Annotated in this window: 26 protein-coding genes; 16 read left to right on the top strand and 10 right to left on the bottom strand. The window is 41.3% G+C overall.

The window, feature by feature from the left end; all coding sequences use genetic code 11:
• Positions 1-26: 26 nt before the first annotated feature.
• The 10 genes from V7L12_RS00460 (at position 27) to V7L12_RS00415 (ending at position 9,674) form a co-directional block, all read left to right on the top strand.
• Positions 27-656, top strand: coding sequence for a restriction endonuclease subunit R (locus V7L12_RS00460; RefSeq protein WP_335081076.1), 630 nt, complete (start codon positions 27-29; stop codon positions 654-656).
• A 158-nt stretch (positions 657-814) separates the two neighbouring features.
• Positions 815-1,090, top strand: a complete 276-nt coding sequence (locus V7L12_RS00455) for a hypothetical protein (RefSeq protein WP_335081074.1) — start codon at positions 815-817, stop codon at positions 1,088-1,090.
• Between the two features lie 11 nt (positions 1,091-1,101).
• Complete coding sequence (locus V7L12_RS00450) at positions 1,102-1,494, top strand: type II toxin-antitoxin system VapC family toxin (protein ID WP_335081072.1); 393 nt, start codon at positions 1,102-1,104, stop codon at positions 1,492-1,494.
• A 421-nt stretch (positions 1,495-1,915) separates the two neighbouring features.
• Positions 1,916-3,073, top strand: coding sequence for a sulfate ABC transporter substrate-binding protein (locus V7L12_RS00445; protein WP_335081070.1), 1,158 nt, complete (start codon positions 1,916-1,918; stop codon positions 3,071-3,073).
• A gap of 84 nt (positions 3,074-3,157) precedes the next feature.
• Positions 3,158-4,159: a PstS family phosphate ABC transporter substrate-binding protein gene (locus V7L12_RS00440; protein WP_335081068.1), complete on the top strand. Its 1,002-nt coding sequence runs from the start codon at positions 3,158-3,160 to the stop codon at positions 4,157-4,159.
• Between the two features lie 49 nt (positions 4,160-4,208).
• On the top strand, positions 4,209-5,150 hold the full coding sequence (pstC, locus tag V7L12_RS00435) for a phosphate ABC transporter permease subunit PstC (RefSeq protein WP_334817952.1): 942 nt from the start codon (positions 4,209-4,211) through the stop codon (positions 5,148-5,150).
• 11 nt (positions 5,151-5,161) lie between these two features.
• Complete coding sequence (pstA, locus tag V7L12_RS00430; RefSeq protein ID WP_335081066.1) at positions 5,162-6,061, top strand: phosphate ABC transporter permease PstA; 900 nt, start codon at positions 5,162-5,164, stop codon at positions 6,059-6,061.
• A gap of 51 nt (positions 6,062-6,112) precedes the next feature.
• Entirely contained in the window at positions 6,113-6,940 is an 828-nt protein-coding gene (pstB, locus tag V7L12_RS00425; RefSeq protein ID WP_335081063.1) for a phosphate ABC transporter ATP-binding protein PstB, read from the top strand.
• Between the two features lie 93 nt (positions 6,941-7,033).
• Complete coding sequence (locus tag V7L12_RS00420) at positions 7,034-7,459, top strand: hypothetical protein (RefSeq protein ID WP_335081061.1); 426 nt, start codon at positions 7,034-7,036, stop codon at positions 7,457-7,459.
• Positions 7,460-7,541: 82 nt separating this feature from the next.
• Entirely contained in the window at positions 7,542-9,674 is a 2,133-nt protein-coding gene (locus V7L12_RS00415) for a single-stranded-DNA-specific exonuclease RecJ (RefSeq protein WP_335081059.1), read from the top strand.
• Positions 9,675-9,731: 57 nt separating this feature from the next.
• On the opposite strand, the gene psb30 is transcribed toward V7L12_RS00415, so the two are convergent.
• The gene (psb30, locus tag V7L12_RS00410) at positions 9,732-9,875 is read right to left on the bottom strand and encodes a photosystem II reaction center protein Ycf12/Psb30 (RefSeq protein WP_190240852.1); all 144 of its coding nucleotides are present in this window, start codon (positions 9,873-9,875) and stop codon (positions 9,732-9,734) included.
• A 237-nt stretch (positions 9,876-10,112) separates the two neighbouring features.
• Here psb30 and V7L12_RS00405 point away from each other — a divergent pair, with 237 nt between their 5' ends.
• From V7L12_RS00405 to V7L12_RS00395, 3 genes are all read left to right on the top strand, one after another.
• On the top strand, positions 10,113-10,463 hold the full coding sequence (locus V7L12_RS00405; RefSeq protein WP_335081057.1) for a YkgJ family cysteine cluster protein: 351 nt from the start codon (positions 10,113-10,115) through the stop codon (positions 10,461-10,463).
• A gap of 100 nt (positions 10,464-10,563) precedes the next feature.
• Positions 10,564-10,995, top strand: a complete 432-nt coding sequence (locus tag V7L12_RS00400; RefSeq protein WP_335081055.1) for a TMEM165/GDT1 family protein — start codon at positions 10,564-10,566, stop codon at positions 10,993-10,995.
• Positions 10,996-11,041: 46 nt separating this feature from the next.
• The gene (locus V7L12_RS00395) at positions 11,042-11,344 is read left to right on the top strand and encodes a TMEM165/GDT1 family protein (RefSeq protein ID WP_335081053.1); all 303 of its coding nucleotides are present in this window, start codon (positions 11,042-11,044) and stop codon (positions 11,342-11,344) included.
• Between the two features lie 182 nt (positions 11,345-11,526).
• Here the strand turns inward: V7L12_RS00395 and V7L12_RS00390 are convergent, their stop codons facing one another.
• Complete coding sequence (locus V7L12_RS00390; RefSeq protein WP_335081051.1) at positions 11,527-12,453, bottom strand: cobalamin-binding protein; 927 nt, start codon at positions 12,451-12,453, stop codon at positions 11,527-11,529.
• A gap of 448 nt (positions 12,454-12,901) precedes the next feature.
• Between V7L12_RS00390 and V7L12_RS00385 the strand changes: the two genes are divergently transcribed.
• The gene (locus V7L12_RS00385; RefSeq protein WP_335081049.1) at positions 12,902-15,130 is read left to right on the top strand and encodes a hybrid sensor histidine kinase/response regulator; all 2,229 of its coding nucleotides are present in this window, start codon (positions 12,902-12,904) and stop codon (positions 15,128-15,130) included.
• A gap of 57 nt (positions 15,131-15,187) precedes the next feature.
• On the opposite strand, the gene V7L12_RS00380 is transcribed toward V7L12_RS00385, so the two are convergent.
• The 3 genes from V7L12_RS00380 to V7L12_RS00370 form a co-directional block, all read right to left on the bottom strand.
• Positions 15,188-15,634 carry a GNAT family N-acetyltransferase gene (locus tag V7L12_RS00380; RefSeq protein ID WP_335081047.1) on the bottom strand — a complete coding sequence of 149 codons (447 nt, stop codon included), beginning with the start codon at positions 15,632-15,634 and terminating at the stop codon, positions 15,188-15,190.
• A gap of 193 nt (positions 15,635-15,827) precedes the next feature.
• Positions 15,828-18,800 carry an L-glutamate gamma-semialdehyde dehydrogenase gene (gene pruA, locus V7L12_RS00375; RefSeq protein WP_335081045.1) on the bottom strand — a complete coding sequence of 991 codons (2,973 nt, stop codon included), beginning with the start codon at positions 18,798-18,800 and terminating at the stop codon, positions 15,828-15,830.
• An 85-nt stretch (positions 18,801-18,885) separates the two neighbouring features.
• A complete protein-coding gene (locus V7L12_RS00370; protein WP_334817925.1) occupies positions 18,886-19,023 on the bottom strand; it encodes a hypothetical protein in 138 nt (45 codons plus the stop codon).
• A 188-nt stretch (positions 19,024-19,211) separates the two neighbouring features.
• On the opposite strand from V7L12_RS00370, the gene V7L12_RS00365 reads away from it, so the two are divergent.
• Both V7L12_RS00365 and V7L12_RS00360 read left to right on the top strand, forming a co-directional pair.
• Positions 19,212-19,862, top strand: coding sequence for an HD domain-containing protein (locus V7L12_RS00365; protein WP_335081043.1), 651 nt, complete (start codon positions 19,212-19,214; stop codon positions 19,860-19,862).
• Between the two features lie 40 nt (positions 19,863-19,902).
• The gene (locus V7L12_RS00360) at positions 19,903-20,025 is read left to right on the top strand and encodes a hypothetical protein (protein WP_335081041.1); all 123 of its coding nucleotides are present in this window, start codon (positions 19,903-19,905) and stop codon (positions 20,023-20,025) included.
• On the opposite strand, the gene V7L12_RS00355 is transcribed toward V7L12_RS00360, so the two are convergent.
• The 5 genes from V7L12_RS00355 to V7L12_RS00335 all read right to left on the bottom strand — a co-directional run bounded on the left by V7L12_RS00355 (position 20,001) and on the right by V7L12_RS00335 (position 23,973).
• Positions 20,001-20,756: a HEAT repeat domain-containing protein gene (locus V7L12_RS00355; protein ID WP_334817922.1), complete on the bottom strand. Its 756-nt coding sequence runs from the start codon at positions 20,754-20,756 to the stop codon at positions 20,001-20,003. The two genes, V7L12_RS00360 and V7L12_RS00355, sit on opposite strands and share 25 nt — an antisense overlap.
• Positions 20,757-20,926: 170 nt before the next feature.
• On the bottom strand, positions 20,927-21,772 hold the full coding sequence (locus V7L12_RS00350) for a HEAT repeat domain-containing protein (RefSeq protein ID WP_335081040.1): 846 nt from the start codon (positions 21,770-21,772) through the stop codon (positions 20,927-20,929).
• Positions 21,772-22,029 (bottom strand): phycobilisome linker polypeptide, encoded by a 258-nt coding sequence (locus tag V7L12_RS00345; protein ID WP_292741676.1) that lies wholly within the window; start codon positions 22,027-22,029, stop codon positions 21,772-21,774. The genes V7L12_RS00350 and V7L12_RS00345 overlap by 1 nt, the downstream gene beginning before the upstream one ends.
• A gap of 89 nt (positions 22,030-22,118) precedes the next feature.
• Complete coding sequence (locus V7L12_RS00340) at positions 22,119-22,988, bottom strand: phycobilisome linker polypeptide (RefSeq protein ID WP_335081038.1); 870 nt, start codon at positions 22,986-22,988, stop codon at positions 22,119-22,121.
• A 172-nt stretch (positions 22,989-23,160) separates the two neighbouring features.
• Complete coding sequence (locus V7L12_RS00335; protein ID WP_334817914.1) at positions 23,161-23,973, bottom strand: phycobilisome linker polypeptide; 813 nt, start codon at positions 23,971-23,973, stop codon at positions 23,161-23,163.
• Between the last annotated feature and the right edge of the window lie 456 nt (positions 23,974-24,429).

Below are 24,429 nucleotides of genomic sequence, written 5' to 3'. Positions count from 1 at the left end.
TTACTATACTCCACTCCCCAAAACTTATGACACAAACAATCCCAGCAAAGGTCATTGACTTACGCTACTTAATCGATAAGTTTGGTATTCAGTTAGTTTTGGATGGCTCATTCTTCCGTGAATGGCAAGAAGATTTACCAGAAATTAATGATTTAGATAAACAACTTTTAGACAAGATGAAAGTGGGTTATTTGAATCTTCTTAATTACCCACCTTTACTAGAAAATGTAGTCAGAATGGCAGTTGTAGACCCATTAATTTTTATTGGGGATTTTTATCTAGCTCCATTTTATGTAAAATCAGAAGAATCTATAGATATTGCTGTGCCAGATGAAGATGTAATTATCAAAGGTAGAATAGATACCTTAGTTTTAAAAGAGCAATTTTGGGTGATGATTATTGAATCTAAAAGACCTTCATTTTCAGTGGAGCAAGGACTCGCACAAATTCTTGCTTATATGTTAGGGAATCCGTATACCGATAAACCTAGTTTTGGCATGATTGCCACGGGAAGCGAGTTTATTTTCGTCAAATTAGTGAAAGGAAATCCACCGCGTTATGCTTTATCAAAGGGGTTTTTGATGCGAAACCCCGGAAATGAGTTGTACGACGTGCTACGTGTATTGAAACGCCTGACTCAGTTGGTGAGTGCCTAAATCTTAGCTTATCGCCTGATTATATTTTCTCACTGAAGGGGCGATGTCTGACACCAGCCGATACGCATCTACGCGACATCAGTTAGCATTAAGTAATGAAAAAATGTCTGATGAATGTCTGATTTTTGAATAGTAGTGATTACAGGAGTAAGCATACAATGAAAATTAGAGGAATCAAACGCGGTCAAACTATTGAATTATTAGAGCAAATTCACAGTATTCCTGATGGAGCAGAAATAATTGTTAATCTAGAACTTACTTATACTGAACCTGTTGTAGAAAAACTAGACTTAACAGATGAAGAAAGGCTAGCAAAATTGAATAAATTATTTGGAGCTTGGCAAGACCAACCAGAGTTGATAGATATCTTTGCTGAAATTGACCAGCAACGTCATACTTACCAAGGAAGGGGGATAGACTCAATAAATAAATAGAAGAAAGACTAATGTATCTTCTAGATACTAACATTTGTATTGCATTGCTTAACGGCAGTCCCAAAGCAGTACCTATATTTAATCGCTATTTCAGCCAATGCTATCTATCTACAATAGTAGTTTCCGAACTTTACAAAGGTGTTTACTGTTCTAAACAAGTTGATAAAAATTTAGAAACACTAGGACAACTAACTGAACTATTACCCATTGAGTCATTTGATATAGATGCTGCCAGAGAATTTGGTAAAATACAAAGTCAATTGAGGCAAATTGGTAGACCAACAGGAGAAGTAGATGCACTAATTGCTGCTGTTGTCCGTTCTCGTAATGATATTTTAGTCACGAACAATATTAAAGATTTTGAAAATATATCTAATTTGCAATTAGAGAACTGGTTAGAGTAGCAAAAAAGCTGTATGAGCGCGATCGCCTGATTATATTTTCTCATAATAGAGGCGATCGCATTACAATTCCGAGCGTATTTGTGATTCAGAATATGATATTCAAGATGCTTTAATGCCGCTACTTTATTTTACAAACAGCTTTCCAGGCTAAAAAAAGTCGAGTTTCCACTACTGTTTTGTATTACTAATCACATATTTTTTAGCAAATATTATGTATATAGCCGGATTGTTTCGCTTTCCAGCAGAAAAACCCGTTTTTTGAAATGCCTTGGTAAATCAAATTTATTTGCTACTTTTGATGAGAAATTGCTCACTTAGTCAAAAAAATTTAATCCAGATGATAAATATTATTCTATATACCCTATAATTCTCATAATCACGGTATCCATGTAGAAATACCGTAGATTTAGGGGTGATTCTGATGAGCAAGTCGCAACAACCGACACAATTAAGTAAATTCCTGAGTGAGGAGATGCAGGCTTATGCAATGAAAGCCTTGCGGAATATACAAATATCGTATCAACATGCAATTAGAAGTTGGTTGGATGGACGCAGTATCCAAAGCTTTGTGAGTCTGTTTTTAATAAGTATTTTTTTGAGTATAGCAGTTGCTTCCTGTTCGGGAAGCAGTTCAGCTAGCAAAAATGATGTTAAGTTAAAACTCGTTTCATTCTCTGTCACCAAAGCCGCTCATGACCAGATAATTCCCAAATTTATCGAAAAGTGGAAGCAAGAACACAATCAGAATGTCACATTTGAGCAAAGTTATGGCGGTTCTGGCGCTCAAGCGGCTGCTGTCATAGACGGTTCACAAGAAGCAGATATAGTACACTTGGCACTTCCCCTGGATGTCAACAAAATTCAACAAGCAGGTTTAATTAAATCAGGTTGGGAAACCAAAGCTCCGAGAAGTGGTATTGTTAGTAAATCGGTTGCTGCGATCGTCACCCGTGAAGGCAATCCCAAAGGCATCAACACTTGGGCAGACTTAGCAAAAGATGGCGTGAAAGTGATTGCCGCTAACCCAAAAACTTCTGGTATTGCTATCTGGGAATTCTTGGCTTTTTGGGGTTCCGTGAGTCTAACCGGAGGTGACGAAGGGACAGCGTTAGATTACGTCACCAAAGTTTATAAAAACACTCCTATTCTGACGAAAGATGCTCGTGAAGCTAGCAATTTATTTTTCCAACAAAATCAGGGTGATGTCTTAATCAACTACGAGAATGAAGTAATTTTAGCAGGAAAAAATGGGACTAAACTTCCTTATGTTGTACCCCAAGTCAATATTTCCATTGATAATCCTGTAGCCGTAGTCGATAAAAACGCCGATAAGCACGGTACAAGGGAAGTTGCACAAGCATTTGTTGATTTTCTTTACTCGACAGAAGCTCAACGAGAATTTGCTAAATTACAATATCGTCCTGTTAACCCCACTGTCACCCAAGAAGTAGCATCACAATATCAGCCAATTAAAACTTTATTCACATCTCAAGATTTAGGTGGCTGGGATATTATCCAGAAAAAGTTTTTTGGAGATGGGGCTATTTTTGACAAAGTTAAGGCTGCTAGCAAAGCATGATATCTATACTTTTCGTGCAGGATTATCTACTAGCAGATAGCCAAGCATAAGGAATTCTCAGTCACTTTACTCAATTAATAATTTATGAGCTTTCGGAGCAGATTTAAGGATAGCTTTTTCCTGATATTTTTAATGATTATTGCCAGCAGTATCACTGCTTGTAGCAGCAATGAGGAAAAGAAAAGTCAGGTGAGTATTGATGGTGCAGCTGTAGGTTTTCCTGTTTCTTTAGCAGTTGCAGAAGAATACGGTAAAGTCAAACCTGAAGCTAAAGTAAGCGTTGCCTCAAGTGGTACTGGGGGTGGTATCAGTAAATTTTGTGCTGGAGATATTGATATTGTTGGTGCTTCTCGCACCATTAGAGATGAAGAAATCAAAAAATGTCAAAGTAAGAATATTAAATTTGTAGAGTTGCCTATAGCATTAGATGGCATCGCTGTGATTGCCAACCGCCAAAATAACTTTGCTAAATGTCTAACTGTTAAGGAACTGGGTAAGATTTGGGGCGGCAAATCAGACGGCAAAATATTGACATGGAATCAAGTTAATTCCAAGTTTCCTAATCAAAAGCTGAAGCTGTATGCTCCATCTTCTGATACAGGAACATTCGATTATATGACTCAAGCTGTGACTGGCAAAGCTAAGAATGGCCGTACAGACTACACTGCCACTCAGAATCAAAACCTTCTCGTACAAGGAGTGTCAGGTGATGTATCAGCCTTGGGTTATGTAGGGATATCTTACTACATTCAAAACCAAGATAAACTCAATCTAGTTGCTGTAGAAAGTCCCACAGGCAAGTGTGAAAAACCAGTTCCGGTAGATAATGTGATCAAAAATATCTACACACCTTTGTCTCGTCCTCTATTTATCTATGTCAGTAAAAAATCCTTAGATACTAAGCCAGCAGTAAAACAATTTGTAGATTTTTATCTAGAAAATTCTTGGAAGTGGGTAGATAGTGTTGGTTATGTAGCATTACCTGATGAAGCTTACCTCAAAGTCAAACAAAAATTTGCTACTGGTGAAACTGGGACAAAGTTTAAAAAAGCAAAACCAGGTGAACCGATCACAAACTTTATTTAAATAAAGTCTCAGTCATTGTAGTCTGAGTGTAGTTAAAACTTAACTGTTTATGCAAAATACCAATTCTCAAGACGAGCCTTATCTACTATCCAGACAGTCACTGGATAAAAATCCATCTGAAGATATCTCAGAAAAGATTGTTGCGGCAGTTTTATTTGCTTGTGCTTTAGTTTCAGTTTTAACTACCTTTGGGATTGTCGTAATTATCTTTCAGGAGACATTCGGTTTTTTCCAAGAAGTTTCCTTTGCCCAATTTTTTCTTGATACTAAATGGACGCCTTTATTTGCTAATAGACATTTTGGTGTTTGGCCATTGATCAATGGCACTTTCTTGACTACAGCTATTGCTATGGCAGTTGCCATTCCTTTGGGTTTATCTTCTGCTATTTATTTGAGTGAATATGCTGAACCCAAAGTGGCTGCAATTTTACGTCCAGCAGTAGAACTTTTAGCAGGAATACCCACAGTAGTTTATGGTTACTTTGCGTTATTGTTCCTTACACCATTGCTGCGGAATGTTATCCCTCTGGAAATATTTAACGCTTTGAGTGCGGGGTTAATGATGGGGGTAATGATTACTCCTACTGTTGGTTCTATCAGCTTAGATGCTATCCGAGCAGTTCCACGTTCTTTGCGAGAAGGAGCTTATGCTTTAGGTATCACTAAACTTGAAACCATTTTTAAAGTAGTTCTACCAGCCGCGCTTTCTGGAATCATAGCCTCGATTATTTTAGGTATTTCTCGAGCTGTGGGTGAAACCATGACTGTCCTCATCGCCGCCGGACAACAACCAAGACTAACTGTTAATTTTGCTGAATCAATAGAAACAATGACAGCTTACATGGCACAAATTTCTGGTGGAGATAGTCCACGTGGTAGTCTCAATTTCAAGACATTATATGCTGTAGGCGCTGTTCTGTTTCTACTTACCCTTGCTTTGAATATTGTTAGTTACTGGATTGCTAATCGCTTTAAAGAAAAATACGACTAACATAGATATATATGGCTACAAGTTATCAACAAGATGATTCTCTAGATTCTGCGGCAGAATTTACCGATAATGTTGAAAGTAGGGAGACATTAGGGAAAGTATTTGAAGTACTTTTTTTGTTAGGATTGCTGATTGGTTTATTTATCCTAGCGTTGCTACTTTTTGATATTTTTAAAGACGGATTAGGCAGATTTTTGTCACCCGGCTTTCTTACGGAAACTCCTTCTCGTTTTCCTGACCAAGGTGGTATCCGTCCTGCAATTATCAGCAGCATTCTTTTAGGACTGGTTGTGATTTTAGTTACTGTCCCCATTGGTGTCGGAGCAGCTTTATATCTAGAAGAGTATGCACCTAAAGCTTGGTGGACAGCGATTATTGAGATTAATATCAGTAATCTGGCGGGTGTGCCTTCTATTGTCTATGGATTGCTGGGTTTAGGGGTTTTCAATTATTTGCTTGGGTTTGGCCCGGCTTTGATTTCCGGTGCATTAACTTTATCTTTGTTGTCTTTGCCAGTAATTATTGTGACAGCTAGAGAAGCAATTCGCGCTGTCCCAGATTCCTTGAGAAATGCTTCTTACGGATTAGGTGTCACAAAATGGCGAACTATCAGCAATCATGTCATACCCTATGCTATTCCCGGTATTCTCACGGGGGTAATTATCTCTGTATCCCGCGCTATTGGTGATGCAGCCTCTCTAATTGTTGTAGGTGCTGTGGGTTTTCTCACCTTTAACCCTGGTTTGTTTCAGAGATTTATGGCATTACCCATTCAAATTTATAGTTACATTACTCGTCCTGAACCGGGTTTTGCTAGTGCAGCAGCAGCGACAATTATTGCTTTGTTAATCTTGATTTTAGTTTTAAATGGTGTAGCAATTTATATTCGACAACGCTTCTCAATAAATTAGGTAATTAAATATCTAATTGGATACATTCACGGATATTAGGAGAACAGCCAAATGACTTATAGCAATAGTAGAAGTAAATCAGATAGTGCCATAATCGACCAAGACAAGGGTGTATTCAATGTTGAAGGTGTGAAGGTCTACTATGGGGGATTTTTGGCGCTTTTAGATGTCTACCTAAAGATTCCTGAAAAACAAATTATTGCTTTTATTGGGCCTTCAGGATGCGGTAAAAGTACTTTACTGCGTTGCTTCAACCGGATGAATGATTTAATTCCTGGAGCTAAAGTTGAGGGTAGACTGAATTACCGCGATCGCAATATTTACGATCCGAAGATAAATTCTGTAAAATTGCGACGACAAGTCGGAATGGTTTTTCAAAGGCCGAATCCTTTCCCCAAGTCAATCTACGAAAATATATCCTTTGGGCCGCGGGCTAACGGTTACAAAGGTAATATTGATGAATTGGTGGAAGATTCCCTCAGACGCGCTGCAATCTGGGATGAAGTCAAAGATAAACTCAAAGAGAAGGGAACTGCATTATCTGGCGGACAACAACAACGGCTTTGCATTGCTCGTGCGATCGCGATGAAGCCAGATGTATTATTAATGGATGAACCATGTTCTGCTCTCGACCCAATTTCTAGCCGCCAAGTTGAAGAACTCTGCTTAGAACTCAAAGAGCAATACACCATCATCATGGTGACACACAATATGCAGCAAGCTTCTAGAGTGGCGGATTTCACAGCTTTCTTCAATACAGAAATTGACGAGCATGGCAAACGTCGTGGCAAATTAGTTGAGTTTAATCCTACAGCCCAAATGTTCAGTTCTCCTCAAACCAAAGAAGCTGAAGATTATATCAGTGGGCGTTTCGGTTAAAGAGACATCACAGTTCTAATTCTGGAAAATATGCTGAGGCTTAATAGTACTAAATTGAAGTAACATTTCAATTTAGTACTTATACTGTGTATTATGTTTAAGCCTTTATCATTTGCTTTAGTTGCAGCCACCGTTTTAGTGGCATCAATCAATAATCCCAGCAGTACTTTAGCTAGAACTTGTGCTTCTAAGTGTGGGTCACATCCAATTCAGTTTACACCAGGGCAACACATTCGAGTTGAAGTTATAAATAGCACACCTAACCTGATTAAAATTCAAAAACCCTCCGGGACTGATGCAATATCCTTGAGTCCAGGGGAGAAATTAAATTTAGAACAAATAGAGGGTACAGAACCAAATACATCTCTGATATTTTGGAGCGAAACGGGTTTATCACTACAAGCAATTGTCTCGAAACCTAACTTTGGCACATTGCGGCTGGAACTCCGTCCGACTTTGCGCTCTCCGGGCGATCGCTCGTTGTATATTATGGATGATGGTAAGATAAACGTGTTTTAGATAGCAAATTAATGTTATTAGTTATGAGTTAAGAAACAACTTTCAATTCAACACTCATAACTGAAAACTCCTAACTTTTATTGTGCTAGACCGAGCTGTATCTGAAGTATCAAAGCCTCGCAGGCGCTTACCCAATCAGCGCTGGCAAATTTATCCACAAAAGCCAGAATTTGCCCAAAATCTGGCGGTTTTGACAAATCTTTCCCCGATTGTCAGCCAGTTGTTGATTAATCGGGGTATGGAAACAGTAGAACAGGTACAAGCATTTTTAGATCCAGAGTCTTTAATTTTGCCTTCGCCGTTGGAAGATTTCCCAGATTTGGCGATGAGTTTGGAGTTGTTGCAAAATGCGATCGCTTCTCAAACAAAAATTGCTATTTGTGGTGACTACGATGCTGATGGGATGACCAGCACTGCTCTACTTTTGCGTAGTCTCCGCACTTTAGGCGCACAAGTAGATTATGCTATCCCCAGCCGGATGCACGAAGGCTACGGTATTAATAAACGCATAGTTGAAGAATTTCACAGCGAAGGTGTGGGATTAATTCTGACTGTAGATAATGGTATCTCTGCGTTTGAACCAGTTGCGAGAGCTAGAGAACTTGGTCTTGCAGTGATTATCACCGATCATCATGATATCCCCCAAAAATTACCGCCAGCTAACGCTATCCTCAACCCCAAACTAATAGCTGAATCCTCACCTTATCGGGGTGTTGCTGGTGTTGGTGTCGCCTACATTTTGGCAGTGTCTCTAGCACAACAGCTAGGCCAGACTAAGGGCTTAATCCAGCCGATGCTAGCACTATTTACACTGGGAACGATCGCAGATTTAGCCCCCTTAACTGGCGTAAATCGCCGCTGGGTGAAACGCGGTTTACAGCATTTACCCAAATCCCATTTACCTGGAGTGCAGGCGTTAATTCAGGTGGGCGGCGTCCAGGCGAGGGGAGATGAGAAAGCAGGGGGAGCAGGGGAGCAGGGGAGCAGGGGAGCAGAGGAGAAAATCCTCAATCCAAAATCCAAAATCCAAAATCCAAAATCGCTCAAGCCTGAAGATATCGGGTTTCGCCTGGGGCCACGAATTAATGCTATTGGTCGGATTGGTAATCCCCAAACTGTGATTGAATTGCTGACTACAGATGATATGGGGGTGGCGCTGGAAAGAGCAATGCAGTGCGAACAAATCAACGCCTCTCGCCAGCTAATGTGTGAGCAAATCGAACAAGAAGCGATCGCTTATGTAGAGACGGAATTTGTTACGTCTCTACAAGATGACCGTGTATTAATTGTTGTTCAACCCAATTGGCATCATGGCGTTATTGGCATAGTCGCCTCCCGCTTGGTGGAACGCTACGGTGTTCCTGTGTTTATCGGGACTTATGAAGATGAGGGACATATACGCGGTTCAGCACGCTCAATTCCAGAGTTTCATGTGTTTGAAGCTTTGGAATATTGTCACGATTTACTAGGCAAATTTGGTGGACACAAAGCAGCCGGGGGATTCTCTCTACCAGCAGAAAATTTACAGGTGTTGCGATCGCGTTTGATTGAATTTGCTAACCAGTGTCTTGAACCCCAACATCTCAAGCCTCTGCTCAAAATTGATGCAAAAGTCAACCTCAATCATCTCAATCAGCAGCTTTATCAACAGCTTAATGCTCTACATCCCTGCGGTATGGACAACCCCGATCCAGTTTTCTGGACACCTAACGTCCAAGTGGTTGAGCAAAAAATCGTTGGCAAGGGTCACATCAAACTGACAATTGCCCAAACTATAGATAATCAGGAGTATAAAATTAAAGCGATCGCTTGGCGTTGGGGCGACTATTTCCACCTACCATTGCGAGTGGATATCGCTTATAAACTGCGAGAAAATTACTTTAATGGTAACACCAGCATTGAGCTAGAGTTAATCGGAGTCAGACTGCCAATTCAGATTCAACAATTTTTTGCTTCCCCACCTATCCAGTCAAGCACTACATTTGAGTACAACCAGCGACAATATACTTGTGGTTTCTATAAAAATGGTATTGAAGCAGAATTAAGAATTAGAAATTCTGAAGGCAAAGTCTTAGCCATGCAGCCAAGACAGATGATTGGTTTACTGGGCACTAATCGTCAAAACGCTAAAGAAGTTGATATTTCTCAACCACAGTATGACAATATTATTCAAGCTGCCCTTCAGGCATTATCAGTATTGAGTGCTGAGTTATGAGTTATGAGTTTTAAATTCCAAAATTTTCTTTTACTCAGCACTCAACACCCAGTACTCTTATAGGTTGCCGTTGCGAAATGCTAGCACAAATATTACTGCTGGGCCAGCAATCACGATTAGCGCCACGGAAAGCAATTGGAAAATAACTTCCCAATTAATACTGGTAAAAGCATTAAACAATCCAGATAAAGCGTCAAACATTTTTCCTTTTCTCCTCTCAATTGTCTTAAAAAATTCAATAACTTAATTACAAAACCCGCAATATATCATATCTGGCTATGGACTGTTAGATTTAATTTACTTAACAAAATTATAAGAAAAGACATAAAAACGTAAAATAGGGGGATTGGGCAGAAGAGGCAGAGGGGCAGGGCGAAGGGTGCATTTTATCCCTGCTCCCCTGCTCCCTGCTCCCCACTCCCTAATCCCTAATCCAAAATGTCAACTTGGCAATGTGTAAAGCAATGTGGAGCCTGCTGTAATCTCGATCCAGCAGAGCGTCCAGATTTGGAAGAGTATCTCTCTCCACCAGAACTAGAACTCTACCTCAGCATGGTAGGCGAAGGGGGATGGTGCGTTAATTTTGACCATACCACGCGAGAATGTCGCATCTACGCCAATCGTCCGCGCTTCTGCCGTGTGGAATCAGAAGTGTTTCAAGATATGTATGGGGTTGAACTAGAAGAAGTCAACGATTTTGCTATTGACTGCTGTCGCCAGCAAATAGAAGGAGTTTATGGCGATCGCAGTTTAGAAATACTACGTTTTGATAAAGCTGTTGGCCTTTGACACCCAACCCTCCTTTTTTTGTATAGGGTTGCAATTTATGACAAAAATCTGAGAAAATGATAGAAATATGAAAACACTCTAGCAACCAAAACTACTGCTCGTGAAACTTGATTCTGTACCTTTGGAGATTTCTGGCAAATCTCACACTGAGATCGAGCTAGAACTAGAAGACAGCAATGATTTTAACTTAACTCCTGCGATCGCTTCGTCAGTTCAGCCTGTAATTGCCGATAGTCCTCAAAAGCAGCAATCAGCGCTAGTAGTTTTTGGTACGACTTTTGTAACCATTTTTCTAGCAGAAATTGGAGATAAAACTCAGCTATCCACTCTGTTAATGAGCGCACAATCTCATTCGCCGTGGGTGGTATTTATCGGATCTGCGGCGGCGCTAATAACCACCAGCTTATTAGGTGTACTTTTAGGTAGTTGGATAGCCAATCGACTCAGCCCGAAAACTGTAGAAAAATCAGCCGGTGTGATGTTGTTGGTAATTTCTGTAATGCTATTTTGGGATGTATTTATTGGTCATTAGTCATTAGTCATTAATCTCCTCCACTCCCCACTCCCCCCTAAATAATATGGATTGGCATCTTTTAGCACTGAGTTTTATTACGGTTTTTTTATCAGAATTGGGTGACAAAAGTCAGCTAGCGGCGATCGCACTTTCAGGACGTTCTAATTCTCCACGTGCAGTATTTTTTGGTGCAGCAGGCGCATTGCTGTTGACAAGCCTGCTGGGATCGTTAGCAGGGGGTGCAGTAGCCGAATTATTACCTACACGTGTTTTAAAAGCGATCGCGGCTGTAGGATTTGCTATTCTTGCTGCACGCCTGCTGTTATTTAACAATGAACCATCGGCAGATTCTGAACAAACACCTTAGAGAAGAATTCAGAATCCAAGAATCAGAATTATTCTTCGTGAGGTATTGGAACCCGCCAAAGTTTTAAATCAATATCATTCAGTACTTTGACAAGCTCAGTAACCATCAAAGTCGAATTAATACTGAATCCTGACGCCTTGGCGGAGCGTCTCTGGCTCCGCTCCTGAGTTCTGAATTCTTCTTTACAAACCTTCCCAAGCAGTTCCTTTGTAGCCGTATTGAAAAATTTCTGGATGCAAAATTTCTGCCAAAATTTCTAGAGAATCTACCAGTCGCGGCCCTGGACGATTGAAGTAAGAATTGCCATCAGTAATGTAGACTCTACCAGTTTCGGTAGCGTGTAGTTTTTCCCACTCTGGACGTTGAGTTAATAACTTGGCTTCTTGGCGAGTGCGATTTAAATCAAAGCCACAAGGCATAAAAACAATTACATCTGGATTCGTTGTTAATAGTGTTTCCCACGGCAAGATCGCAGAAGGCTGACCTGTAGCGCAAAACAAAGACTGTCCTCCTGCTAAGTTAACTAATTCAGGAATCCAATTAGCGGCGACCATCAAAGGATCAGTCCACTCGATACAGGCGACAGTAGGTAGTTCATCTAAAGAAAGCCCTTGGATTTTTTGCTGACAAATTTTGACGCGAGCTTCTAAATTTTCTAAGACTTTTACCGAGTCTACGCCCAAGGTGTTGCCGACTCGCTCAATGTCAGCCCAAACATCCTGGAGAATATTGGGTTGTAAAGAAATAATCTGAGGTTTACTGTCAATGAGTGTAGCAACTGCCTTTTCAACATCGTCTAAGCTAACAGCACAAACATCACACTGGTCTTGAGTGAGAATATGGGTAGGCTGCAATTGCTCTAAAACATCTGTTTTGATTTCATAAATACTAAGAGCAGATTGCAATAAATTGTTCACTTCATCGTGAATTTGGCTGCTGGAGGCATCACTGTTTAAACGTGCTTGGGTACAAATGGGGCGATTGAGGATTTCTGGAGGGTAATCGCATTCGTGCGATCGCCCCACAATAGCATTAACCAACCCTAGTGTCGCTAAAATCTCTGTTCCACCGGGAATCAGGGAAACAATTCTTACATCACTATCTGTCATCGCTCCACCTCCGCAAAAGCTGCCGTTACCTTAAGTTTGGCAGAATTTGAGTCATTAAGTATCTTTCTCTAGGAGAATCAAGGATATTTTGCTAGTCAGTACTAAGCAAGAAATTGTACTAGGGATTGGGTATTGGGAAAAGTCTTTAGCACTCCCCAGTTTAAAATTAAAAGTACTATACTACTTGTACTACTTGATAGTAGAATTACTTAATAGTGAAATTACTTGAAATGCTAATTATCCCCTGGCAAAAATCACTGGTATGAAGTAACAGAAGTAATCAGCAAAATCTAGCTTATAGCTAATTAGCTAGAATTATAAAATTTAATTAGAAAAATTATACTTTCCGGTTATGAAAAACCATATCAAGTAATTGTAGTTATACAAAGACAGTTCTACTTTTTCCGTAGAACTGCAAGTCCAAATTATTTCTTCTTGAGGGCAACAAATGCAGGTCGTGTCAGCTAGAGATATTACAAAGCACAACCAGGCCCAAGAGGCTTTAGGAATCAGAGAAAATAGTCGGCGAAAACAAAGTCAGACACTGGTGCAACTGGCAAGAAGCAAGACATTTCAGCAAGGTAATCTCAATGCGGTGTTGAGAGAAATCACAGAAACTGCTGCTCAGACGCTGTTAGTAGAGCGAGTGGGGGTATGGTTATATAATGAAGAACGTTCAAAAATTGAATGCATTAATTTGTATGATGTCAGGACTAAGGAGCATACCTTTGGTAACTCACTTTTCAAAACAAATTTTCCTGCTTATTTCCAGGCTTTAGAAGAGGAACGTACCATTGCCGCAGATGATGCTAGAAACGATACCAGAACCCAAGAATTATCCGAGTCTTATCTTTCAGTTTTGGGCATCACATCTATATTAGATGCACCAATTTGGCTAGAGGGTCATTTGGTAGGCGTAGTGTGTCACGAACACATAGGCGAAGGTCGCCAATGGACTTTAGAAGAAGAGAGTTTTGCTGGCTCAATTGCAGATTTTGTGACGCTGGCTATAGAAGCGAGCGAGCGAAACGTCGTACAGGAAGTACTGCGACAGAGTGAGGCACAATTTCGGGCGATTTTTGAGCGTTCCTCTATCGGCATTGGCCTTATAGATATGAAAGGGCAGATAGTCGATACTAATCTGGCACTGTGCGAGATTTTAGGATACAGCCGAGAAGAGTTATATGGCAAGTGCTTTACAGATTGTATTTCCATAGAAAGGGAGGATTTAAAACTTTACAAACAACTGATGTCAGGATTTCGCACAGACTTCAAGAGAACTTCGAGGGACGGTTTACAACCCTCCAAAAATCAGGAACAGCTTGTCGAAAGACATCGTATTGAGATAGAAAGACCCTGCCTGCATCAAAATGGTAGCTTAGTTTGGACTCATATCTCTATTTCTGTTATACCAGGCAGCAATGGTAAACCTGAGTTTTTTCTAGCGATGATTGAGGATATTACTGAACGTAAGCAAACAGAGTTGAAACTACGCGCCTCTCAAGAAGCAGCAGAAGCTGCCAGTCGAGCAAAAAGTGAATTTTTAGCAACCATGAGCCATGAGTTGCGGACGCCTCTCAATGCGATTATGGGTTTGTCACAGTTACTGCAACAAGAAATAGTTGGCTCTCTGAATGAAAAGCAGAACGAATATGTAAGTTGTATATATAGTAGTGGTGAACATCTGCTGGCAGTGATTAACGATATCCTTGACTTATCTAAGGTAGAAGCAGGTAAACAGGAACTGTTACTATCATCTTTGTCAGTGGCAGATATATGTAATTATGCCATCTGGACAGTGCGCGATCGCGCCTCAGAAAAGGGATTGCAACTCACACATAAAATTGACCTAGAAGCGGATATTTGTATTGCTGATGAGCGGCGCATCAAGCAAATGCTACTCAACTTGCTCACCAATGCCATTAAATTCACCCCAGCAGGTGAAGTATCGCTGGTAGTCAAAAAAGTGCCACAAGGGATAACGTTTATAATTTCAGATACTGGCATTGGTATAGATTCAAGCCAGTTTCAATTTCTATTTGAACCGTTTAAACAGCTTGACAGTCGGTTAAATCGGCAGTATGAAGGCACTGGTTTGGGTTTAGCTTTGACGCGCAAATTAGCACGTTTACATGGTGGAGATGTTACCTTTACATCAACTTTAGGAAAGGGCAGTCAGTTCACTCTGTTTCTACCAAATCCAGAGCATCTGGAAAATGAGGAAGATGAGACAAATGAGATAGATGAGACAGATGAGGAAGCAAATTTTACCTCGTCCTCCTTGTTCTCCTCTTCTCCAGTCATCCCCACAAATAAAACTATTTTGCTTGTAGAAGAAGAGGAAAACACAGCAACAGTGTTGCAAGATTATCTCCACACAATTGGCTACCAAGTCAAGTGGATAGATAATAGTAACGACTTTTTGAAACAAGTAGAAAGCTTCCAACCAGATTTAGTTTTTTTTGATTTCCAGTTAGTAAAAAATGTTCCTATCTGGAATTTGCTAAATATCCTTAGAAAAGAGCCTTATCGGAAACATTTACCGATTGTAATGATGACCTGTAGCGAACCTTTAGAGGAGGAAATTGCCGCGCTACCAGGTAGTCTTAATGACTACCTCGTTAAGCCAATTCGGATAGTCCAACTAGAGTCAATCCTAATGAAATATTTGAGTTAATTGCTCATAAAATACATTTTTGTATGAACAATTAGTGAAAAAACATACTAGATAATTTTACTTTAAGTGTAAGAATATTTTTCTCATTTTCACATGGAGAATACTAGCTTCTTCAAATATTTCTCCTTCTTCTACAAAATCGAGTTTTTTGTATAAATTTTTCACATATTCTTGAGCATGAATCACTACTTCTGGAATATTTTTGTTAGCTATCACCTGTAGGGCATTTTCCATAATTTTCTTACCAATACCTTGCCCTCTAACTGTCGATAAAACAGCTAACCTTTCTATTTTGGCAGTTTTATCATCTAAATATCTGATTCTAGCAGTACCCACAACTTCCACATTTAAATAAGCAATTAGATGATCGGATATTTCATCTTTCCCATCAAATTCTAAAGCGGGATCTACTCCTTGTTCTTCTTGAAAAACTGATTTTCTAATTGCTTTAATTGCCGGAAAATCTTTAGGTAATTCAGCAACTTTTATAACTAAATTACTCATGAAACTCTCTTTTAGGTTACTACCTATTGTAGTTTAACGTGAGTTTGATGAACCTCTCCCTGCTTTGAACGAAAGTGCAAGCCTGTCCCTCTCCGACTCGGAGAGGGAGGGTTTTACGCAGTAAAATCAGGGAGAGGTGTTTTGATTGTCCTAATTAGACGGACACTATATGAGCCGTGGAATTCACGTTAGTTTAATCTGCTCCTTCAATTGGTGCAAAACCTTGACGTTGAATATTTTCTGTCACCGCGCGTGGTTCTAAAAATTGCAGTAAGTAATCAGGACCGCCTGCTTTAGAACCTACTCCCGAAAGTTTGAATCCACCAAAGGGTTGCCGTCCAACGATCGCTCCGGTAATATTGCGATTGATATACAAATTCCCAACTTCAAATTCTGTCTGCGCCTGTTGAATGTGCGAAGGCGTTCTAGAATAAAGTCCGCCAGTTAAGGCGTAATTTGTACCGTTGGCGACTGCTAACGCTTCCTGGAAATCTTTCACCCGAATTACCGCCAGCACAGGGCCAAAAATCTCTTCCTGGGAAATTACCGCATTTGGCGATACTTCACTAAAGATGACTGGGCCGATAAAATATCCTTGTTCGGGTGCTGGTAATTCCAAGGCTAATTGTGCTTCTGCCTTACCCTTCTCAATATACTCGCGGATGCGATCGCGGGCATTAGCATCAATCACCGGTCCAACTTGTGTACTCGGTAACTCTGCTTCCCCAATGTTCAAGGATTTTGTCGCTTCTACCAACCGTTGCACAAAGGCATCATAAATTGGTTGCAGCACAATCACCCTGGAGGCAGCAGAACATTTTTGGCCGCTATAACCAAATGCTGACTGCACTATCCCCACAACAGCTTGGTCTAAATCAGCACTTTCATCGACAATGATGGCATTCTTACCACCCATTTCAGCAATCACGCGTTTCATGTGCTTTTGTCCGGGTTTCAAAATTGCCGCTTCTGCGTAAATTCTACAACCTACTTCCTGGGAACCCGTAAAAGCAATTACATGGGTATCTGGATGATTTACCAAATGAGCGCCGACTTGCGAACCCTTACCCGGTACGTATTGAAATACACCTTTGGGAAAACCAGCGTCTACCAAGATTTCTGTGAGTTTTGCTGCAATCACAGAAGACGTTTCAGCAGGTTTGAGGAGAGTGCAATTACCAGAAACCAAAGCTGCAACAGTCATTCCACAAGCGATCGCTAGCGGAAAATTCCAAGGAGAAATCACCACAGCAATACCCCGTGGCTGGTAAATATAATGATTAGTTTCACCAGGTATGTCGTAATTCACACCTTCATCTAACCGCTCAATCTCGTCAGCGTAGTAACGACAAAAGTCTATCGCTTCTGAAACCTCTCCATCAGCTTCCTTAACTGGTTTCCCAACTTCCAAAACTATCCAAACTGAAAGTTCGGCGCGGCGTTCTCCCATCAAATCACCCGCTTTCCGCAAAATATCAGCGCGTTGTTTAGCTGGTGTTTTCTTCCACCCAGGAAACGCCGCTTTCGCAGCTTGCATCGCCTGTTCTGCCTGTTCAACGCTAATCAATCCAACTTTACCAACTACCTCACTGAAATTAGAAGGATTGAGAGAATCAACAAATTCTGGCGGATTAACATACTCCCCATTAATCAACGGCAAATAAGTTTTACCCAACTGTTGACGAACATTTTGGAAAGCTTGCGCTGCCTTTATTCTTACCTCTTCCTCAGCGTAATCGGTATCAGCAGCACCGAGGAAATCAGAGTCAGGAGTTAAAGATTTCTTCTCCTCTTTGACAATTGGCGGCGCTAATAATTCCTCAATTGGTCGATTTTCGAGATTTTGCCGTAAAAAAGAACTATTAGCTGTATTTTCTAACAATCGCCGAATTAAATAGGCCATCCCAGGTAATAATTCACCGTAAGGACAGTAAACTCTCACCCGATAACCTTTATCAACCAACGCCTTGGCAACTTTATCACCCATACCGTAGAGGACTTGTAATTCAAAGCGACGGCGAGGGACATTTAAACTTTCAGCGATGGCAATGGCGCGAGAGTGCGATCGCACATTATGGCTACCAATGGCAGAATAGACATATTGATGATTTTCTAGCAACAACTGAGTGATGGTTTCAAAGTTAGCATCAGTTGCGGCTTTGTCGTTGTAAACTGGCTGTTTCCAGTGCTTCTGGGCTGCTTTAATAGTTTCTTGATCCCAATATGCGCCTTTCACCAAGCGAATTGTTAGGGGATAACCGCGCTGTTTCAACCAAGAAATTAGGTCTTCGGTATCTTGTTCGCTATCACGCAGATATGCTTGAATTGTGATGCCAATATCTGTGCGTTGCCGAAACTCTTCTTCTAGTAAGAGTTTTTTCAGGATGCTGAGAGTTATATCCTTATAGGCATACTGTTCCATATCAAAATGCACAGCTGCGCCCAATTCTTTAGCACGACGTAAGAGAATCCGAATGCGATCGCTAACTCGCTCCTCACTACCTTTAGCATCTAATGGGTCAAATTGGGAATAAAACGCCGTTAACTTCACAGAAACCTGAACTTTTGGGATTGCTTCGCCATCAGCCTCATCAATAGCCGGAATAGCTGACCAATTCTTTGATGCTTCCACCAATTGTTGCATTAATTCTAGATAGCGTTCTAGATAAGACTGCGCTTCCGCTTCGGTAATTACGGCTTCACCAAGTAAGTCGATGGTGAAAGCCATTTTTTCTTTTCGCAGTCGTTCAACTGTTTTGATGACTTGTTTAATATTTTCCCCAGAAATGTATTTATGAGCAAGCGTCTCAACCGCTGTACCAACGGTTGTAGCAGCAACTTGTCCTGGCATAGAGTCGGGGTTAGCAAAGTTTAGCATTCCCTTCAAAGCTGCTGGTAATTCTACAGATTCATCGCCTAAATATTCTTGTAAATGTGAGGCAATTTCTGACTTACTGTGCAAAGCAGGTAGCGTATCTATAAAGCGAAATAGTTGCACCCGCAACCCAGGATTACTCATCGCCCAAGCTAGTAATTTATCATCCCAACGCATTTGATCCCGCAGGGAAGAAAAAAACGAACGATTTTCCTGCGTTGCGGCTAGAAGTTGTTTAGCAATTTCTTGGGTTTTAGCTTCGTAGGTGCTTGTTTGTACTTGTAATACCACTGATAATAAACTCCGTTAATCAAGACAAGGTTTTTTGTCGAAAGCCTGTGTCTTCTATTTTGACGCTTTCATTTAGCTGTCACCATTATGCGGAATTAACAACTAATTTACCTGTATGCTGTTCTATGGCGCTATATGTGACACCAAAGCCACCGCCACCAAGGATTTTTTGTATAATGAATCTTCCGTTGTCCAGATATTGATTGGGCGTCCAAAGTTTCATTGATTTATAACTTATAAATATATTTGCGTGAACTTACTCCTAACCCTTCGCTGCAAGTAAGGGGAGGAAAATTTTTCCCTCTTTCTCCTAGCGGAGTTAGAAGGTGAGGTTCTACTTGAAGTCTTCTACTGCTGTTTTAACAGCATGTACTTATTTTTTCCAATACTCAGAATGGGTATACTGCCTCTATGCCTACAGAAAACTTTATGGATATTTTATTTTATAACTGGCAACATACACTCCAACCCTTTGGCGTTGACCAGGTACCAGCTGAGAAAGCCTTTAATCTCTTGGTTGAAGCTTACTCTATCCCTGGTCGCTATTACCATACACTTAAACACATCGATCGCGTCCTCAGCATAATTGAGATTTTGCAAGGCTACACCAATAACCTAGCTACTGTTCAACTAGCTGCCTGGTTTCACGATGTAGTGTATGACACTGAAGCCAAAGATAACGAAGAACGAAGTGCAGACTATGCTTTTGAGTTGCTGAGTAATTTGGGTATTCCAGAAAGTATCATAACTACTGTCACCCGTTTGATTCTGAACACTAAAGACCACCAAGCTGCGGTAAATGACTATGATAGCCAAGTCCTACTTGATGCAGATTTAGCGATTTTGGCTACTAACCCAGTTGATTATCAAGAATACGCCCATGCCATTCGTCAGGAATATGCCTGGGTGGCAGAGGCAGATTATATCACAGGTCGTCAACAGGTTTTAGAACGATTTTTACAGCGATCGCATATCTACTTTACGCCTTTAATGTCAGAGTTCGCCGAACCATCTGCTCGTGGCAATATCCAGGCAGAAATTCAGTCTTTATCGCCTGCTTAGTTTTACAAAAACCAAGCTAATAGGTACACGTCGCACGAGAATGATTTGGATCTTGGAAACCTACGGAGTTCTGAAGGCTATCCCCGATGAATTGGGAGATATAACACCATACCGCAAGCGCGGTTGGTGTCTGGTGATTTACCGTCTGCCAGCACCACGATGAGGTATTTCAGACACTTCAGTATCTTCTAGCTTTCTTTTCGGTGCAAAAACTTCTTGATGTTGTTGCTGTTGAATTTTTTGCAGTGCAAACTTTACGCGGGTGCGAACTCCCAGATCGGCATCGTTATCGAGTATTTGCTGAAGTTGATTTGTAATTCGTGACGCTTGATCGGGTAAAGTAACTGCTATGGCGTTGCCGCTTTGCGGGTTGTCGCCAGACATTGCTAGTGTTTCTAAACTCGTCACTGCTGCATAGCGCACTACCCACTCTGGATCTTGAGAAATTAGTAATAGCGCCTCTAATACCTGAATTTGAACAGATTCCACTTTTTCAGGCGGTATTTGATGCCAGCGCAAAGTACCTAATCCCCTAGCAGCTGCCCGCCGCACACTCAAGGAAAAATCGTTTTTTGCTGCCTCTAACAAGGTATCCAGCGCCCGGACATCGCCAATTCCCGCTAAGGCACGAATAGCCCAGGCCCTAGCACTGTAGTTATAGTCATCAATTAGTTCCAATAGTGATGGTACTGCGGCTTCCCCGATCGCAATTAGTCCATCTACTGCCGCCACTGCCGCCCCTGGATTGTTGTAGCCCAAAGCTGCAATCAGAGTCGGAACAGATTCCTCAATACAAGCTGCCGCTAACTCCTGAACTGCATCTAATAAGCGATCCGAGGAGTCTGCTTCTTCCACAGCACGGATTAATATTTGGGCAAGATCACTGTTATTCATAATAATTTTTCATGAGTCATTAAGGATCTGCCAATTGTAGCTTAACTTCTCCGTAGTTGACATCATACATAAACCCCCTAGCCCTGATTTTGAAGTTGGGTTGGGGGTTTATATGTGGTAAACATTTGCTTTAAACGTATTAATAACAACTAATTTCTGGAAAATTATGACTACAACAGCGAATCCATCAAATTTATCACTTTAATCGCACCTGCTGACAAAGTGCTTGTTGCTGTGTGGTTAACTTGATGTTCTAGTAAACCTTTAAGAGAAATTAGCTTTAGGCTATTTTCAGCAAGAGTTTCGGCGATCGCATCTGCTGCTCTTAGATAGCCAATCGCTCCCAAGTCTGCTAACACTGCTCGACGCAATTGCAATTTATCTCCTGCCAGAGCTTTTACTAACCGTTCTCCATAAACTGGTTCTTGGGTTAATTGATACATCGCTCGTGCGGCAGCATATTGCACCAATTCAATTGGATGCTCTAAAAATGGTTTTACCAAAGGGATGCACTCAGTCGCCCTCAAGGCTCCCAAGGCTTCAAAAATGGCCTCGTAGGGTTGAGATAAATCAGGCTGTTTTGATATCAGCGGCTCTCCCTGCAAACCTACTTTTAATAACTTAATTAGGGCGGGAATACAAATCGGATCGCCCAGCATTTCTAAGGATTGTGCCGCTGCTTCCCGGACATAAAAATCTGAGCAGGCTAAACACGCAATTAAAGGTGAGACTGCCTGGCGATCGCCAAGTTTCCCTAAAGCCCTAGCTGCGTTCCGTCGCAGAGGATAGCCGCCTTCTGGTGTTCTGTCGGCTTCATCCTCTAACGCTTTTATTAATCCTGTAACCGCAGCTGCTTCACATATCCGAAACCTACCCAACCACCAGGCAGCATAAAAGCGCAGACCTAAATCTGCACTCTCAAGATTAGCGATCGCTTGCTCTACTGTTAAAGATTCACCATCGCCAGAGTTACCTGTCGGTGATAAATCTTCAAATTTCTGCGGACTAGAATTCATTATGAAGAAGGAGGATCGCTTTGTTCGCTATTTGTTTTAGCTTCAGCGTTCAATGGCTGAATGCTGACTATTTTGCCACCCAAGCGAGTAATTCGCTGCATTTCTTGATTCATCCGGTTCTCAGGTACTGTGAAAAACACAGTGGCACTAGAACGAATGGGATAGTTGGTTTTTTCAGTTTCTTCGCTTTGGCGCAGACCCACTACTTCATACCGAAAGTAGCGACTACTCGTTCTACTACTAATTGGCCCAACCATAAAATTAATTCCCTATTCTAAATTGTCATTAGTCTTTTGCCCTTAATAATGACTATTGACTAATGACTAATGACTATTGACAAATGACACTAAAGAGGTTTAACACTAGCTATTTTACCACCTTGTTTTAACACTCTCTGGAAGTAACTAGATAGTTCTTCATAAGGTATAACCACCGCTTGATTGACGCGGCGTGTGCTGGGATACCCAGATCCAAAAACACCTGCCACTTCAATGCGGTAAAGTCTGCCTTCTTTACCAAAGGTTCCCGCACCACCAAAAGTACTGCTGGGGGTAACGCCTTTTTCAGAAGCAACGTATGAAAAGCCTGAGGAAGCACCAGAGGGAGGAACAACGACGGATGCACTATTGCGACCTAGTTCGCTAGCCAGGCGGGTGTCTTTGCCTTTGAGTTGGGAGGTATCGCTACTGGCATAGCCGCGATAAAGTTGAAATATCCGGGTAAATCCGACAGTTTTTTGTCCTGTTTGGGTTTGAAAGCCGCGATAGTAAGGCACTATATTTTCACCAAAGCTAGATTGATACTCTGGCGAATCAATATAAGAATCAATGTCGGCTTCATATCCCTTGGTTTGATACAAGTCTAAGTGATAGACGACATCAGACTCATCATAAGGGGCACGACCCAACAAATGTTTGTAGTTCAGTTCGATGACACGAGTTTGGAAGTTGTCGTAGAAAAACTTCGATTTGTACAGTTCTGATTTAGCTACTTGACGCACAAACTCTTGCACTGTATTTTTTCCATCGCGCAGGATAGATTCAGCACTTGTCAGGCGGTCAGATACCAATATGTAGTTGTTGCCTAACACCTGACGATAGACGGCAGCAATTACTCTCTCAATGTCTTCTTTGGTTGCATTCGGACGCAATTCCACAGGAGACTGATCGGTAAAAGGTTCTGTTCCCAGACGGGAAGCTGCTGTTGTAATAGCCATTGGTAATTTTCCTTTTGTAATTAGTAGTTGGAAAAATTAGGAGTTAGGAGTTAAGAGTTAAAAGTTAAGGTAAGGGTATAGTTAGGAATTTAAAACTCATAACTTCTAACTCCTCACTCCTTACTCCTCACTCCTTACTCCTAACTCCTCACTTAATTCCCCAATTCCCTATTTATACGGCTGTAATGCTAATAACCTTACTGCCCTTGCGATTCAACTGCTGCAATTTACTAGAAAGTTGCTCGTAGGGTACGATCAATTCTGCAGTACCGCGCCGTACTACAGCTGAGTTTGGGGAAGCTGCTTGTAACACTCTGATCCGGTATGTTTCGCCGCGACCACCTGTAGAGAGACCTGTTAAGGCTCCGGCAGAGACTGGGTAAATGGGTGAAGCTAGATTCTTAGCCACTTCCCAGGTTAGCCGTCCTTGTTTTTGTCCTTGAGCGCGATCGCTATTGGCATAACCCCGATACAGTTGGAACAGTCGGCTATAGCCAACGTTTTTCTGTCCTACTTGACTTTTAAAGCCTCGATAGTAGGGCACAATATTTTCACCAAAACTCTCTTGATATTCTAATGAGTCAATGTAGGAATTAATCTCAGCTTCGTAACCTTGTGAGCTGTAAAGCTCAACATGGTACGAAATCTCTGACTCATCTTCCGGGGCACGCCCCAATAAATGCTTATAATTCAACTCGATAAACCGAGTTTGGGAGTTGGAGTAGAAAAACTTATCCCGATAGAGTTCCGATTGAGCAATGGCTAGCACAAATCCCTTAACGGTGATTGCACCTTGCTGCAATAGTGATTCTGCACTCTCTAGACGGTCTCCTTCTAGTAGATATGCATTACCCAAAACCTGACGGTAAGCCGCCCGGATAACCACTGCCACATCCGCTTCTGTTCTATCAGGGCGTAGTTCTACTGGTGCTGAATTTTCAAACGCTCCAATCCCTAATCTTGCTGCTTGTCCCAAAGCTGCCATCTTTAAACCTCCTCAGTTTTAACTGCAAAACTGAAAACTTTTTAGAAAATTTTTTCTAGTCTTTTAACAGTCTTTTTGAAATTGACACTCACCTTACCTAAAGTAAAGCGATTTTTAAGACATTGCTGCCTTAATATCCTGTTTCCACAGGTTCCCAGGCTCACTCTACGGGTTTGGCAGTCCCTCGGGAGAAACCTCCAGACGTTTTCTGCCAGACACTGCGCGTAGCTTGCTTCCACTACGCGGAAGCGGACTCGCTATGCGCTAGCGTCAAGGAAAAAGATTGCCCTCGCTGCCTCACCACATTTACCATAAGGGCGTAGTGATATCTCCTTACGTTATTTCGGGCGTATACTTTACCCCCAGTCCGAGGGTAGGTTTTTAAATCTTGTACTGACAAAAATATTGTGCCAATTGACGCTAGCTTAAAAGAGGCACTAGGTTGCGAACTTTCCC

It is taken from the genome of Nostoc sp., assembly GCF_036918245.1.
GTDB lineage: Bacteria > Cyanobacteriota > Cyanobacteriia > Cyanobacteriales > Nostocaceae > Nostoc.
Note: the sequence above shows the minus strand (reverse complement) of the source record. Positions and strands in the feature narration are given on the sequence as shown.